We start from the raw sequence: 14,310 nt of genomic DNA, 5'->3' as shown, positions 1-14,310 counted from the left end.
AAGTGAAACTAACGCCGGAACGGCGTAGACAGATATATCAGATTACACAAAAAATACTCGCTGTCTACGATCGTTTTTTCTCTTTTGTACTTAAGCTGTATGAAAAGCCGGTGGAGCGAAAGAAAAGAGAGTTTTTCCTCACGTATCGCACAGAAATGACGGAGGAAGAAATTCGGGAGTATCAATATCGATTGACGGTAGGGTGGACGGTTATCTTATTTATCTTCATTTTGCTTTTGCTAGAGATCGGGGGAGAATCTTTGGCTAAATTTGTTCGAGTCCTGGTCGTTGCGCTTCTGTTGTCCTTGGTGATCTTTCCAACGGCAAGTTTAGCGGAAAAAGGGGATTTTTACGAAAAAAATAAAACGTTCTTTGAAGAGCCAGGAAATTTAGATGATGAGAATAGATCGTCGAATGCTTATATTGAAATTCTAAAAAACTACGATGATGACAGTCAAACGATTGAGTGCGGAAAATTTCAGGTTACTTGCCATATCTATAAATTCATCTTTGAAACGGGAGTTTCAGCGATGGAATTCATTAAGGAAATCATGAAAAAGACGATTATTTCCCCTACAGACATCATTCAGAATCCGTTATATGAAAGATACCAAGATGGACTGTTCGCATTATCAAAAACAGTATTGGCGATCTTCATTGTATTTAACATGACAAAAATCATGAGCCTTCGCATGGCGGATGCGGATGACGGCCCGATTGTCATGAACGAAAAGCTCGTAAGCATCTTCGTGATCTGTGTGTTCCTATTCTTGTACGAATCAATTATCCACTGGATTCTAAACTTCCAAGAAAAACTCATGACTGCGATCATTGACACGATACAAACAGAAAAAATGGTCGAAAACATGATCTCCAATATATTACTTTCTCCGGGGGTATTTGCTTTCATTACAGTATTAGTTATTGGAATCATTCTAGTGGTTCTAACACTTCAGTTTTTCTATCGCATCGCTCTCGTTGCGATCTTGTATATTATCGGCCCGATCGCTATTGTTACGAAAATTAATGATACTTTTAACTTCTTTGATTTCTGGCTCAAACAATTCATCAGCGCGTTTCTCACGTTGGCAATACAATTGATCGCTACGGCCATTGGGCTGCAACGCTTTTTTGAGAGACCTCAGTATTTCGGCGATACGGCCAATCTATTTATCGGAACAGCCTTTTTTATTCTCGCTGTGACACTGCCATCCCTCTTGGGTCAATGGGGATTGAGCACCGGTTCAGCACGTTCTGTAATGTCAGGAGCGAAAACCATCGCCAGAGTAGCGATGAGACGATAAGGGGGTTAATGAAACGTGAAAAAAATATTGTTGGCCAGTGCAGCTGTGTCGTTGATGTTCTTGGCTGGATGTCAAAATGATCAACCTGAAGTCAAAAGCACACAAGTAGAGAATGGAACGAAGACCAAAGAAAATGATGAAAACGAAGAAGCAAAAAGCGTCTTTACGAGAAAAGATCGTCAAATTGCAAAAGAAAAAGCTGAAAAATTTATCGTTCTTCTCACTGAATTTCACGGTCGCTCCATTTTTAGTGATGAAGACAATGCGAGAGTTCGTGCGGAGTTAAGCCAAAAGGCAGATGAACAAAAGTTGATTCATCCTGAAACTTCGTTCGCAAATCTCACTAAATTTGATGATAATGCTAAAGAAGACAGTAGATTAATTCTTCGGAAAGATCGCTTTCAATTAGGCGATGAATTTAAAGAAATTTATTATAAGTACATTGATGTTCATGAATTGAGATTGCCAATTAAATATATCGTTAAGTCTGATACGTCCCCAGAGGATGTGGAGTTAGAGTCGTTTATTCGTTTCGTTAAAACGACGGATGGAGAAATTTTAATTTTGGATGCACCAATGTTGATCGGAATGGACTTGGAGACAAAAGATGAAGACGCTTATTACGATGAATACAATCGGAAAGAAATCCAGCAAGAAGTAAAAGAAGAACTGAACATCCAATAAAGAGAGGTGATACTTATGCAATTTCCTCTGAACAAATATGGCGAAGTTGAGGTACAAAATAATGAGCTTCGGTATTTTATCCCTATCGCCTATACGGAAGCCAGTGATTTAGGAGAATTAGAGGAATCTTACAGAAAAAAAGGAAAAGAATTAATGGATTCCCCTTACTATCTCTTTGCGAGCAACCTCGAAGTAGTACGAAATCGCTTCTGTTTCACGTTCCAGTTGGAGGAAATGAAAGCTTTTCATTATATTCGACAGTTCCCGTTTGAGGAACAGTTATACTATCTTCGTTCGCTGGTGGAAATGGCGAAAAATATTGAACAGACACCAATTGTGTGGGATAAAAACAGCTTTCTCGTGGACTTGACGGATGGGAAAATCAAAACGTTCCTCTTCGGGTTCGATAAACACCCGATTCATGTATCGCAAGATGCAGTGGACGGACTAAAAGAAACGATTATCCTGGCATTAACCACCCTTCATCGTGTGTTGGGAAAACCAAGACGGATTGATTTCATCGATCAACGGGAGATCGTCATCCGTTTTGCGGAAAACATTTTGCACGGAAAATCCGTTAGTGAAATCGGGAGAGTTGTAGAAGATACGATTTTGGAAATTGAACGTCAGTTAGAACAGGAGAAAAAAGAGCAGCCGAAATCCAACGTCCTTACGGCCTTTAAGGAAAAGTGGAACGCGAAAAAAGAAACGGCTGCTACTGTTGAACAGCCAGTCTGGCGTTTCTCCAAGAAAAAATCGAATCTTTCGGCACCATATGAAAAGAAAAAGTCGATTTGGGATAATAAATACGTGTATCTTTCTGCTTCGGCACTCGCTTTGGTCATTCTCATTGGAAACTCAACAGGGGCATTTGATTTTTCCAAGACTGAAGAAGCAAAAGCTAAACAAGAACAGACAGAAGTCATTCCATCTAACAAGCTCATCGGTATTTACCGGCATGCAATTACGGGAGACAAACAAAAAGCGTTAGATCAATTGGAGAGATTGGGATTTGATAATCTGAGCAAGAAAGACCAAAAAGTGATGTTGAGTCTATATGAAGAGACAGGACAGCCCGAAAAAGCGATTAATCTGAAGCCGGAATATGCGGAAGAAGTCGTGAACGACTTAATCAGTAATCAAAAGTACGACGATTTAAGAACGCTGCAAAGTAAAATTGATAATCCAGTTGTTAATTATGAGGTCGCTTTTTTAGATAAGAAATGGGAAGATGTAGTCCGATTAAAAGACAAAGTGAAAATGACCGAGAGACGGGAAAACCAATTATTAAGCGCATATCTTCATTTGGGGAGAATGGATGAAGCTAAAAAATTGGCTGCGGAATCTCCTGAATTGAGCCAGAAAGTCCAGGATTTCGAGATGAAGAAAAAACAAGTCGAGGATTTGAAAATGCAGGTGCAACAGGTGCAAAAAAATGAAAAAGACGCGAAAAAACGTGATGAACAAGTGAAAAAACTGAATGAACAGATTAAGCAACTGGAAGCAGCGATCAACAACATCTAAAAAAAGTGGAGAGGGGCGATCATTTCACCCTCTCCACTTCTTTTTTGGGAGGCTGGATGTTCATGTCTTTCACGGGTTGCTGCATCCGTTGTATCATATTTTGAATAAACTCTTTATTGATTTTCTTAGGGATGAATCCGATTCGTTCGCGAAGGATGTTTTCGATGACAAAGCATTTTCTCGTCCAGTACTCATACTCCTTATACGTGTATTGTTCTGCATCGGAAAATTCCTTCGCTCCTTGCTTCATCGCCTGAATGAAAATGTACCGGTTGTTATACGTATCTGATCGTTCTTTTCGAGCTAATTTAAGAAGGTAAAGCAATTCGACAGTGGAGAGTTTCATCAGTTCAGGAGTGGGTTTTTTAGCGTCTTCGATCGTCGGGTGCTGTTGAGGAAGGAGATTTTTTCTTTTCCCGTTCTCCTGAACTTCGTTTCGATCAAGCTTCATTTTGCAAAAGCCGCAATAATAACGATGTTGGTGATTTTGTACCCCACTTCCACAGTACGGGCAAGTTTTCATACTGACTCCCTCTCTATATTGTTGTAACTTACTACAATTATTATAACATCTATTGTTGTAAGTTACAACATTTTTGATTTTTAGTTTGGCGAAGTCACCTTTGAGCGAATAGACCTATACATTCATCATTCAAACATGTATAATATATATAGAAGCTCCATATAAATAAAAATAAGACCGACGGTGCAGCAACACCCTCGGTCCTTCGCAATAGAACGGTTCCCTACAAGGGGGATCGGCAGCGGAGAGGAAATAATCCACCCGACCGGCCGTTAACTCAAGGGTGGATTATTTCTTTTGGTTGAAAGACAGTATTGAAACGATGAGACTTGCGAAAGCAATCGCAAACATTAACGCTTCAAATACCGTCATCGGCATCACCCCCTTTCTTCATATGAAGGGGTACAATGCCGACCCACCCTTGAGTTCTTCCGTTCTATTGCCTTTCTATTATACCATATATTTGCATCTGCTGAAAACAGAAGATAATAAGAATTATCTTCTGTTTTTTTATTAGAAATCATTGAAAAACGAGAGATAATTCGGTAGAATATATAATAGAAAAACGAAAGATAATTCGGCTATTTTTTTAAAAGGAGGGGATGGGATTTACTTATGGAAAAAAGATTAACTGTAACGCTTTCGCTTTCTGATGATGAATGGATCGAATTCGCACTATATGTTGATTGTGCGGTCAGCCAGCTGAAAGATCCAGACGGGGAAAAATTACGTGAATTCTTTCAATTGGTTCGTCAGAAAAGACAGGAAATTGAGGATGCACGTTGGCGTGCCAATCCTGAAAACTGGGGAGCTTGCTGCCCGTGGCCTGATGATTTTCCATTTTAAAATAACAATTGTTTTGTTTCGCGGTAGACTTCTAATGTGAAGTGTAGAAAAGGGAGATGAACAATGAAAACTATCGCTATTGATATAAGGGAAAGTGTGTTTGATAACGAAACAGAAGCTATCATGTACGTGACAAAAGATGATGAAGTTGAACCATCACAGTATATATTTGCTATTCCATCCATTTCGTTTTCATGGAGCGCGAAAGATGAAAGTGAATTAAAAAGTTTTTTTCCATTTAATTTGTTTGGTGATAAGGAAAAAGAAAAGAGATTACTTAACGAAATGAAAAAAGCCATTCGTGCGTTTTAGACACATAATGTGCAATAGAAAGAATAATGTTTTGTCGAAAAGAAATTTTAAATTGTAATGAAGCGAGAAAAAGTGGCGGGACTTGGTTAGTTTTACGCATAAAGCAATGGTCAGATTAACCGGAAGAGATATTTTCTAAGTTGAGATTAAATTAGTGTTACAGATATTTAAGTTATTGCACATTTCGAAGATTTTACGAAACAAGATAGCAAATTTGTTTGCTTATTTTGTTTGCTTATTCTAAAGGAGAGAGATTGTTACGAAAAAGAATACAATGAACCAAAAAATTGAAGGAATTTTGCCGGAGGTAAAAGCGTCGTTGAGTTTTGAAGGTTTGCAAATAGCTGAAGAAGAAGAAAAACTAATTAAAGCTGCATTGAGTGGAGATATTAGCCGAGCAACCTTTCTAAAAAAAGCAAGAGAGTTGGCTGAAAATCAATGATGCAATCAAAGCAATCAAAATACTGATCGGCGTTATGCCGAACTCCTGCCAGGAAACCGCCACTAATAGATTATCACAATTTTTAGATTTTGAATATCTGGTAATTAATTACAAAAGGAGAGAAGGGAAATTGGAAAAATACATTCATTGGTTACAGCAACAAGGAAAAAGTGAACATACCATCCGTCGCTATAAAACCGTACTAAAAGAATTTCAACAATGGTACGAAGGAATGACGGGTGGAGTTCCCTTCGATCCCAAAAATGTGTCTGCTATCGATCTCCAGGACTGGAAGAACTATTTAATAAATATTGCGCGTATTGAAAACCCAAAAACAGGGGAAAGGAAAAAACTCACGATTTCTACCGTTAACAACAAAATTGAGAGCCTGAAGGCTTATTTCCGGTATCTTTATGATACCGGTATTATTAAAGATAATCCGGCTTCTTCTCTTTCAGTACAAAAACAACAAACACCATTATCACCGCGTTGGCTTGAACGTGTTGAGAAAAATAAACTTTTGCATTACATTGACGATAAGGAAAAGCAAAAGAAAAATCCGTGGCGCTATGCGAGAAATCGAGCAATCATCTACTGTATGCTTCACGCTGGAATGAGGGTCAGTGAGGTTGTAGAGCTGGAATTAGAGGATATTGATTTCGCAAATGGTTATATCAATATACGTGATGGTAAAGGTGGTAAGGCTAGACGTATTCCCATGAACAGCGATCTAAAACATGCCCTAAGTCTATGGATAAGCGAAAGGAAAACCAAAGAAACGAATACAAATAAAGTCTTTGTCTCTCAGAAAGGCGGCAATCTAACCATATCTGGCGTGAATAACTTATTTAATAAGATTCGACATGACTTAAAAATTGAAGAACTTACACCGCATGTGCTACGGCACACTTTTTGCCATGATCTTATTGAAAAAGGTTTTCCTATTACTTATGTTGCCGATCTTGCGGGTCACAGTGATTTAGATACGACCAGGAGGTACGTGGCCACAAGCGATAAGGAAATGAAAATTGCTGTTGAGTCTTTATCTTCAGGCCGCTATCGACAAACAGAAAACAAAAAAAATAAGGGTGAATGATTTGTATTTCGTCATCTAGAGGGCATTGGCCCTCTGTTTTCATGGTTTTGTAGTGGACTTGTGAGTGATACTTTCACGGAATACGAAAAGGGGAGGTATCCTGAATTTTTCAGCCCCCCTTTAAAAAAACGGCTTCTCAGATTGGCGTATAACGCGTCTTCAATTGTTTTATATTCGGAAGAGAAAAAGCGTCTCTATAGGGCATTTATGGCTTTTTAAAACGTATCCCCTTTTGTTCAATCAAAATTTTGCTATATTTTTTCCCTGATCATTTCTTCTGTTGCTCCAATAAATGCTTGGCAAAGCTTTCAACGGTATATTTTGACCAGTATGGCGTTCCGGATACTACTAAGTCTTCCTTTGGGAACTTTCCTCTTTTGCGATAGACAGCAATCTTGTTTTGGGGGAAATGAATTCCTTTATCCTCTAGATAGCGCGCAAAATCACTTTGGGTGTAGTAGTCTTGGGAGTCTCTAATGATCGAGAAGTTAGGGTTTTTAATCAAATACGTTTCGTTTCTGAAAAACTCCACGATTAGTTGCAACGCAAATTCCAGCCATTCATCTTCAAGGTGCTGATATAGTAATTGGAGCGAGAATGCTTCCTCATTCGGTTTTTCAAAGAATCGAGCCAATTGCAAAAATGTCTTTTCTAACTCACTTAATGTCGAGGAAGTTTTCAATACTTCTTTATTGGATTCATCCAGTAAAGGTTTTAATTGAGGAAATTGATTGATGATCTTTTGTGTAGTATTTTTCATTTAATCCACCTCTTTGTTGTAAGTTACTACAATAATAGCATAAAATGTTGTATATCACAACATTTTTTCCTAAAATAAATGGCTGTTTTATTGCAACGCTTTAAAACAGCCCATTTTTGAAAAGCTCGATGCTATTCAAAAATGGAGAAAGGGGAAGAAAGAAAAAGAAGAAGGAAGGAGGAAGACCTTCCTTCAGGAAAAGAATCCTCTTTCTTTGAGGGAAGTGTATTCTGCTTTGTAGTTGATGACTAGGTGATCGAGAACTTCAATCCCTAGTATCCTTCCGGCTTCTGCAAGCCGTCGAGTCATTTCAACATCTTCTTTCGATGGAGTGACGTCACCACTTGGATGCTGATGTGCGACGATGATGCTAGCTGCGTTATTGAGGATGGCTGCTTTAAAGACTTCTCTTGGGTGAACGATGGATGCGTTGAGAGAACCGATATGGCAGCGATGAACTGCAACGACTTCGTTTTTGGTATTGAGGCACATAACGAAGAACACTTCTCTGTCATCGTCGCCGATGAAATGCGCGGCAACTCTTGCTGCATCCTCCGGACAACGGATGATGTATCGAGCTTCCACCTCCTGAACGACTTGTTTAATGCGTTGGATTTCGTAGATTTTTTCCATGGTCGAACACTCCTTTCTTTGTTTGGCGACGGGGGAATTTTTGCGCGAAGGCGGGTAGAAGGGTGCGGAACGAAGTGGAGCATACGAAGTATCAAGCGATTCGCTGACGGCTTGCGGGAAGCCCAATGACTTAGCAAGCCTTAAAAGCTATGCTTTTTAGGGTTGGTTAGCCGACTTGGCTTCCCCAAGCCGTCCGAAGAGCGCAGACCCTTTACGCGCCTAACAAGCAAAAATTATAATGGGGAGAGGCAAAGGAAGGAGCGTACTTGGGAAGGAGGTAAAAAAATAAAACGCATTTTTGGCCTGTTGCATTTTTTAAAATGCAACGGCCTAAAAATGCGCCAAGACAAACTCTTTATGTTAACCAATTATTTTATACTCACCATTAGACCAAAATAAGTACAAACTATAAATAACAATCCACAAACTACTGCAAAATATGGCTTCATCTTTTTGTAAAAGCTCAAAAAGATCATAATTAAAAATATAAAACTAAAGAGTATTAAGAAAAATCCTTCAACAGAAAACATTGGTTTTAGATTAACGGGAGTTATAATCGTTTTGCCGATTAAGTATTCAAGCCACTTAGATGCTCCCTCAGATTTAACTGTAAAATCTATATCGTGTGGGGGAGATAAGGTGCCAAGTATACTTGTGAAAAAGAATATGACAGTAATAATGATGGTTTCAGCTTTCAACCAAGCTCGAATATTAAGATTAGGCTGCGCTGACAATCTCCTTAAAAGAATTCCATTGATTAGTGCAAATGCAAGTAAAGGTATGATACTGATATGCTTTAATAATAACATTTGACCATAAGGCAGAACCCATGAATTGATATAATCACTTATATCTACTACAAAGAGCATCACAGAAAAGCCACTTGTTAATATGATTACCATACAACCAATAGCAAATGGTGTAAACCATTTTAAAAAGGTCATCCAGTTATGAAGGTTTTTTGAAAACCATGCAACATGAATGAGAATTCCAGTCCATAATGCTACTGCTAAAAAGTGAATACTGTGAGAAAGCAGCCCAGTCCAAAATGATAATGATGTAACATGGCTAGCGTAACCAACTGCTAAAATCATCAATAATAACCAAAAGGCTTGTAAATATTTCGAACCTTCCACATACACGGTCATCCACAAGAAGGTTGCCACCCAACCAATGAAAATCCACGCTTTTCCAACTTGAAAGTCAGTTAAGATTGACCATGATTTCTGATTAAAATAGTCACTACCATCAGAAAAATAAAAAATGACTTGTAAAACTGGACCAAAGGATGAGACGATGATGCCTAATATAGATAAAAGGAGCATTGGTTTTGGAATAATGATTTTTGGTTTTTTTTCATCAGGTACGAAAGATAATGCAACATGACCAGCAAGTAAAGAATAGAAAATATAGTTAAAAAATTCGCTAAGTGAAACAATGAATGGCAATGCTTATCCCTTCTTTTTCAAGATTGATATCAAACCAACGATAAGAATAATACCTAAGCTAACTGTTAAAATTCTGATCAATGTGCTGGAAGATGTATTTTTTGCTTGACTATCTTCTTCTGTTTTCTGACTTTTTTCTAGTTTCGTATCTTTTTCAATGCTGTCTTGTTTCGTTGTAGAGGTCGTTGACTGGGTTGGCGTTTTTGTCTTATTTTGTGCTACTTTTACATTAAACGGAATTTCGCCAGTGATTGGATGACCGTCTTCTCCAACAATTTTCCATACAATCGTATATGAACCGTTCTCAAGTGGGGTTGAAATAGTACCGATAAGTTGATTGTCTTTCACCGTGATATTGTTCAATGGAATTTCATTTCCATTGTTGAGAAGATGCATTGTGCTTAGTTTCTCTATTTTTGTCTCAAATGTAAGAGTAATTGTTTCTAGTGGTTGAGTTACTGTTTCTTTTGCTTTAGGATTAGAAGACGATAAGTAACTATGAGCATGTCCGATGGATGGAATACATAAAAAGGTAAGAAACATCATTAGAATTATTTTTTTTTTATCATTTTTAATCACCTAGTTCTTTTTTAATATGATTTTTCGGTACATACCTTTCATCATAACATCTTTATCTTCAACTAAGTAACATTCATGTTTGAACTTTTTGTAAACCTTTTCAAATGAAATACCTATGTCAGTACCCAACAGCTTGATGATGGGACGAATTACTTTTTTTCCGAATGACAGTTCTCTATGTTTAGGTGCAAATTTATCAAATATAATAATACGTCCACCTTTCTTCGTTACACGCACGATTTCTGACATCACTTTTTCGGGGGAAGGGAATACGCTTATGACTAAACTTGCTACTACTACATCAAATGAATTGTTTGGAAATGTTAGAGATTGAGCATCCATTTGAATGAATTTTATATTTTCATTCTGATACTTATTTTTTGCTTTTTCCAGCATTTCTTTAGAATAATCAATAGCAACTACATTTATTTTTTCTAATGGACAAAAGGCCAAATCAGCACCCGTTCCTACTCCAACAAATAGAACATTCTCGCCATCTCCAAAAGGAAATTCATGAAATATCTGTTTTCGCGCTGAATAAAACACACCTCTATTAAAAAATAAATCATAAAAAGGAGCCCAACATTTATAAATAATCCGATTCCATTTGTTATTCATTTCTTTTTCTCCTTTTTACATGGCATTTGAGCATTGATTAAAATAAAATCCATAAATTCTGCACAAATTCAAGATAATATAAAAAAAGTAGAAATATACGGTATGTTGAAAAAAGCTTAAGAGTCTTTAAACAAGTATTTTTTAACAGTTTAATCACTGAACATAATAGAAATCAAGGAGGGTAATATGGATAGATGAACACAAAAAAAATTCTCAAAATGTTAATTGCACTTTTTGCGTCTACTATTATTGCGGCAGGTTGTAGCGCACAAAATGGAAATGACTCAAAAAAAGCAGAGCAATCAATGGAGCATAGTCAGCATAGAAGTAGTCAATCGAATGGAGCAAGCAATGACAAGGAAAACACAGCTATAGTTGTTCAAGAACCGAGTGTATATAATGAAGAAGCGAGTAAAAATCTTCTTACATTGTCAACAAAAAACGTTACTCGATTAAATACTGATGATCCAGTTGAACTTTCGGTATTAGTATCACAAACGGTATGGCCGGCTACTCATAAAGAAAATCAACCAAATGGGATTATCCTAGCTCCCCTTGAAAATTGGCAAGCAACATTGGCTGCAGCTGATCTTATTCATCATCCAAATAACGGACCTATTTTATTTACAAAAAACAATACAATTCCAAATCAAGTGTTGAATGAAATTCAACGTTTAAATCCACTTGGGATTAAAGACGGTACACAAATTTTTGTTATCGGTAACTTGCCGAAACAAGAGTTGGATAAACTAAAACGTTATAAAGTTCAACAAATTAATGAAACCGATTATGCAGCATTAGCACAAAAAATTGATCAATTGTATGCTGAAGTAGCAGGTAAACTACCAGAGAGTGTCATCATTGGTTCTTTTGAGGAAAAAGCAAAACTTTATACGATTCCTGCGGCCAATTGGATTGCTCATATGGAAGAACCGATTTTATACGTTAGTCAAAATAAAATTCCGAAACAAACAGAAGAAGCATTGAAAAAAAGAAAAGGAAAAGCGAATATCTACATTTTAGGTCCTCAGTCCATAATATCAAAGGAAGTCGAAGAGAAGTTAAAAGAATTTGGAAAGGTTACACGAATTTCAGGAGATACTCCAACTCAACAGTCTGTTGCATTTGCGACTTTTAAAGATAAGAAAACAGGATTTGGTTGGGGATTAAACAATCCGGGACACGGTTTATCATTTGTTTCGACCAAATCTCCTGAAATGGCATTAGCAGCAGCGCCTTTTTCGCATTTAGGAAAACATGCGCCACTTATTTGGCTTGAGAATGGCGAACTTACCCAGAAGTTTATGAGTTTATGGCTACCTTAAAACCAACGTTTGAAAACGATCCAACTGTAGGACCGTATAATCATGCTTATTTATCCGGAACAGAAAAACTGATTTCGTATCAAACGCAAGGGGTTATTGATGAAAAGCTTGAAATTGTTCCAGAGAGTGGAGAAGGGCATGGAAGTCATTAAGAAAAAATTGGAGAATTTTTCATTAACCGTACAGAAACGCATCTGTACGGTTTTTTGTTAGTTCAAACTAAAGCTTTTTCTCCCGTCCCATATTAACTAACTTTATTGATTCGAGTAATTTTTAGGTAAAAATATCTTTCATTAAAAATTTATTATATTTATGAAATTTTATTTTTATAAAGAGTTCTTGGTATGTTGCAAGAGGCATTATTCAAAAGGAGTGAATCAGATCGTCTATGCCCTCATTTTATTTTTGCGGGTGTTGAAGCGTATGCTTTCCATTAAATTTTTCTTGCGTCTAATGTCAAAAAAATAAAATTAACTCCTTTTGCTTATTATCGATTCATGCTTGCTGTTTTTTATAAAAAAGATTAGGAGTACTCTTACAAGTTTGAAGAGTACTCCATCTAAGAGTCAGTACAGGGACTTTTAAAACTTCAACGTTATTAAGATATTACAGGTTTGGCGTTGGAGTCGGTTCGGCATACCCATTTTTATATGCTTCATCAATTTTTTTCGAATCTCTTTTATTGATTTTCCTGCTTTATAATCTTGAATGGAAGTGGCCGCAATTTCTAGGCAAACTCCACATTTTGTAGCATGATCGTCCCACACAATTGCTCCGTCTTTATGATTTTTATATACAAAGCAGTCATAATTATTTTTATGACCAGAAGATTTACCGCAGCCGCAATAACACGGAATATTTTCAAGCAATTCTCTGTTTTTCGCTACGCTAGCGTATAAGTTTTTCATTTCCTTCGGTTTATCGTTCAAGAAACTTGGTAGAACCTCGACACTTTTTGTTTCTTCTACAATATCTCTGCTTTCTGTTTGTTGATGTTCTTTTTTGTTGTTTCCTGATTCTTGTAGCGAATTAGAGCAACCAACAATTAAGAACGCACTTAATAATGTAATAGGGAAAAATTTTTTGTAATTTACCATTTTATATCCTCCTGACACTAGATTAATAAATGAACATATATTCATAAAAGATACGTCTCTATTATACACGTTTTCTTAACACATAGAAAAGCTTTTCAGTTTGAAAACAACACAATACATAGTGGTTAAACGGAATATGAGATACTAGGGAGGCGGAAGAAGTAAAAATTTTGATGTAAAAGATAACGATCTAATTTTTCCGTTATAACCTCGAATCATTTTATTGCGGAAAGACAGAAAGAAAAGTGTGTTTTTATGTTGATAAGACATGTTTTGTTTCATTCATGCATAGGATAGATAAAAATGAATTATGGACAAAATGGATGGTGACATCATGGGAGAAAGAGAAATATTAATGGTTCCCATCATTACTATTTTTATGTTTTTAGGAATTACCTTGGGGGGGATTTTCAGCTTTTTATTCCGTTTTATTTTAGGAATGAAAATAGAGCGGACTTTCGTTTTCTGCGGCGGTCTGTTGCTCGGATTGATTCTATTCGAATTGCTTCCAGAAAGTTTTACTCAGAATAGCTGGATGGGAATTGTCTTAGGGATATTAGCAGGTATTTTATCGATGAGTATAGCTGAGAAATTATTACATAAAAATTTAAATGTGGCTAATGGAAGCCTAGAGTATATACGTTCTTTTGTACTTTTGCTTGTTGCAATTGGCATTCATAACTTGCCAACTGGTTTGGCGTTAGGGACCACAATGAAAACCGATGCATTTTCTCTTTCTCCACTGTTAGCCGCATTGATTCTACATCATATTCCTGAAGGAATGGCCTTAATGGGGTCAATGGCATTTGTAGAATCCCCATCCGTATTGTTTGTAATTAGTGCTGTTTTTTTGGCTGTTGTTCTTGGCGCAAGCATTTTTATCGGATTTCTAATTGGAGACAATTCTTACAAACTCAATACTCTCTTGTTCGGAGGAGCAATTGGCACTTTATCATTCGTAACGTTCCATGAAATCTTATGGAAAGCCAAAAGAAAAATGAAATTTCATGAGTTTGGGTTGTATGTATTACTTGGTTTATTGTTTGTTTATATGTTTTTATTACTTATTCATTAAATATTGTTTGACAGTGTATAGAGTATTATGATACTTTTTTTGTA

15 protein-coding genes and 3 pseudogenes are annotated in these 14,310 nt (G+C 36.8%); 10 read left to right on the top strand and 8 right to left on the bottom strand.

What is annotated here, in order from left to right:
- The first annotated feature begins 2 nt into the window (after positions 1–2).
- The 3 genes from NXM86_RS18260 to NXM86_RS18250 are packed head-to-tail and all read left to right on the top strand — an operon-like array spanning position 3 to position 3,512.
- On the top strand, positions 3–1,304 hold the full coding sequence (locus NXM86_RS18260) for a conjugal transfer protein TrbL family protein (protein ID WP_498959109.1): 1,302 nt from the start codon (positions 3–5) through the stop codon (positions 1,302–1,304).
- A 15-nt stretch (positions 1,305–1,319) separates the two neighbouring features.
- Positions 1,320–1,988 (top strand): hypothetical protein, encoded by a 669-nt coding sequence (locus NXM86_RS18255; RefSeq protein WP_498959108.1) that lies wholly within the window; start codon positions 1,320–1,322, stop codon positions 1,986–1,988.
- A gap of 15 nt (positions 1,989–2,003) precedes the next feature.
- The gene (locus NXM86_RS18250) at positions 2,004–3,512 is read left to right on the top strand and encodes a hypothetical protein (protein ID WP_498959107.1); all 1,509 of its coding nucleotides are present in this window, start codon (positions 2,004–2,006) and stop codon (positions 3,510–3,512) included.
- 19 nt (positions 3,513–3,531) lie between these two features.
- On the opposite strand, the gene NXM86_RS18245 is transcribed toward NXM86_RS18250, so the two are convergent.
- Positions 3,532–4,035: a hypothetical protein gene (locus NXM86_RS18245; RefSeq protein ID WP_033016630.1), complete on the bottom strand. Its 504-nt coding sequence runs from the start codon at positions 4,033–4,035 to the stop codon at positions 3,532–3,534.
- 288 nt (positions 4,036–4,323) lie between these two features.
- The gene (locus NXM86_RS18240; RefSeq protein ID WP_353391810.1) at positions 4,324–4,407 is read right to left on the bottom strand and encodes a putative holin-like toxin; all 84 of its coding nucleotides are present in this window, start codon (positions 4,405–4,407) and stop codon (positions 4,324–4,326) included.
- Positions 4,408–4,650: 243 nt separating this feature from the next.
- On the opposite strand from NXM86_RS18240, the gene NXM86_RS18235 reads away from it, so the two are divergent.
- The 4 genes from NXM86_RS18235 to NXM86_RS18220 all read left to right on the top strand — a co-directional run bounded on the left by NXM86_RS18235 (position 4,651) and on the right by NXM86_RS18220 (position 6,731).
- Positions 4,651–4,881 carry a hypothetical protein gene (locus NXM86_RS18235; protein ID WP_498959104.1) on the top strand — a complete coding sequence of 77 codons (231 nt, stop codon included), beginning with the start codon at positions 4,651–4,653 and terminating at the stop codon, positions 4,879–4,881.
- Positions 4,882–4,944: 63 nt separating this feature from the next.
- Positions 4,945–5,193 (top strand): hypothetical protein, encoded by a 249-nt coding sequence (locus tag NXM86_RS18230; protein WP_033016628.1) that lies wholly within the window; start codon positions 4,945–4,947, stop codon positions 5,191–5,193.
- Positions 5,194–5,467: 274 nt separating this feature from the next.
- Positions 5,468–5,635, top strand: a complete 168-nt coding sequence (locus NXM86_RS18225; protein ID WP_498959103.1) for a hypothetical protein — start codon at positions 5,468–5,470, stop codon at positions 5,633–5,635.
- A gap of 130 nt (positions 5,636–5,765) precedes the next feature.
- Positions 5,766–6,731 carry a tyrosine-type recombinase/integrase gene (locus NXM86_RS18220; RefSeq protein ID WP_033016622.1) on the top strand — a complete coding sequence of 322 codons (966 nt, stop codon included), beginning with the start codon at positions 5,766–5,768 and terminating at the stop codon, positions 6,729–6,731.
- Between the two features lie 268 nt (positions 6,732–6,999).
- Here the strand turns inward: NXM86_RS18220 and NXM86_RS18215 are convergent, their stop codons facing one another.
- The 5 genes from NXM86_RS18215 to NXM86_RS18195 all read right to left on the bottom strand — a co-directional run bounded on the left by NXM86_RS18215 (position 7,000) and on the right by NXM86_RS18195 (position 10,769).
- Entirely contained in the window at positions 7,000–7,491 is a 492-nt protein-coding gene (locus NXM86_RS18215; RefSeq protein ID WP_008881757.1) for a hypothetical protein, read from the bottom strand.
- Between the two features lie 192 nt (positions 7,492–7,683).
- Positions 7,684–8,124, bottom strand: coding sequence for a JAB domain-containing protein (locus NXM86_RS18210; protein ID WP_071997951.1), 441 nt, complete (start codon positions 8,122–8,124; stop codon positions 7,684–7,686).
- 368 nt (positions 8,125–8,492) lie between these two features.
- Complete coding sequence (locus NXM86_RS18205; RefSeq protein ID WP_498959102.1) at positions 8,493–9,572, bottom strand: CopD family protein; 1,080 nt, start codon at positions 9,570–9,572, stop codon at positions 8,493–8,495.
- Between the two features lie 3 nt (positions 9,573–9,575).
- Complete coding sequence (locus tag NXM86_RS18200; protein WP_498959101.1) at positions 9,576–10,151, bottom strand: copper resistance CopC family protein; 576 nt, start codon at positions 10,149–10,151, stop codon at positions 9,576–9,578.
- Positions 10,152–10,769 carry a class I SAM-dependent methyltransferase gene (locus NXM86_RS18195; RefSeq protein ID WP_498959099.1) on the bottom strand — a complete coding sequence of 206 codons (618 nt, stop codon included), beginning with the start codon at positions 10,767–10,769 and terminating at the stop codon, positions 10,152–10,154.
- A gap of 194 nt (positions 10,770–10,963) precedes the next feature.
- On the opposite strand from NXM86_RS18195, the pseudogene NXM86_RS18190 reads away from it, so the two are divergent.
- Both NXM86_RS18190 and NXM86_RS18185 read left to right on the top strand, forming a co-directional pair.
- Positions 10,964–12,246: pseudogene (locus tag NXM86_RS18190) on the top strand (cell wall-binding repeat-containing protein).
- Positions 12,247–12,517: 271 nt separating this feature from the next.
- Positions 12,518–12,621, top strand: a pseudogene (locus NXM86_RS18185) (undecaprenyl-diphosphatase); the annotation flags it as partial.
- Positions 12,622–12,700: 79 nt separating this feature from the next.
- On the opposite strand, the pseudogene NXM86_RS18180 reads toward NXM86_RS18185, so the two are convergent.
- A pseudogene (locus tag NXM86_RS18180) lies at positions 12,701–13,191 on the bottom strand (PCYCGC motif-containing (lipo)protein).
- Between the two features lie 334 nt (positions 13,192–13,525).
- On the opposite strand from NXM86_RS18180, the gene NXM86_RS18175 reads away from it, so the two are divergent.
- Positions 13,526–14,266: a ZIP family metal transporter gene (locus NXM86_RS18175; RefSeq protein WP_161939236.1), complete on the top strand. Its 741-nt coding sequence runs from the start codon at positions 13,526–13,528 to the stop codon at positions 14,264–14,266.
- Positions 14,267–14,310 lie beyond the last annotated feature (44 nt).

Origin of the sequence: Geobacillus sp. CX412 (assembly GCF_027942335.1) — a bacterium.
Taxonomy (GTDB): domain Bacteria; phylum Bacillota; class Bacilli; order Bacillales; family Anoxybacillaceae; genus Parageobacillus_B; species Parageobacillus_B toebii.
The sequence above is the reverse complement of the archived record's forward strand: the minus strand, read 5'-3'. Positions and strand labels throughout refer to the sequence as shown.

Bases quoted from the DNA above. Each gene is read 5' to 3' on its own strand.
- NXM86_RS18250 (WP_498959107.1), top strand. From the start codon at position 2,004: ATGCAATTTCCTCTGAACAAATATGGCGAAGTTGAGGTACAAAATAAT.
- NXM86_RS18245 (WP_033016630.1), bottom strand. From the start codon at position 4,035: ATGAAAACTTGCCCGTACTGTGGAAGTGGGGTACAAAATCACCAACAT.
- NXM86_RS18240 (WP_353391810.1), bottom strand. From the start codon at position 4,407: ATGACGGTATTTGAAGCGTTAATGTTTGCGATTGCTTTCGCAAGTCTC.
- NXM86_RS18235 (WP_498959104.1), top strand. From the start codon at position 4,651: ATGGAAAAAAGATTAACTGTAACGCTTTCGCTTTCTGATGATGAATGG.
- NXM86_RS18230 (WP_033016628.1), top strand. From the start codon at position 4,945: ATGAAAACTATCGCTATTGATATAAGGGAAAGTGTGTTTGATAACGAA.
- NXM86_RS18225 (WP_498959103.1), top strand. From the start codon at position 5,468: ATGAACCAAAAAATTGAAGGAATTTTGCCGGAGGTAAAAGCGTCGTTG.
- NXM86_RS18215 (WP_008881757.1), bottom strand. From the start codon at position 7,491: ATGAAAAATACTACACAAAAGATCATCAATCAATTTCCTCAATTAAAA.
- NXM86_RS18210 (WP_071997951.1), bottom strand. From the start codon at position 8,124: ATGGAAAAAATCTACGAAATCCAACGCATTAAACAAGTCGTTCAGGAG.
- NXM86_RS18195 (WP_498959099.1), bottom strand. From the start codon at position 10,769: ATGAATAACAAATGGAATCGGATTATTTATAAATGTTGGGCTCCTTTT.
- NXM86_RS18175 (WP_161939236.1), top strand. From the start codon at position 13,526: ATGGGAGAAAGAGAAATATTAATGGTTCCCATCATTACTATTTTTATG.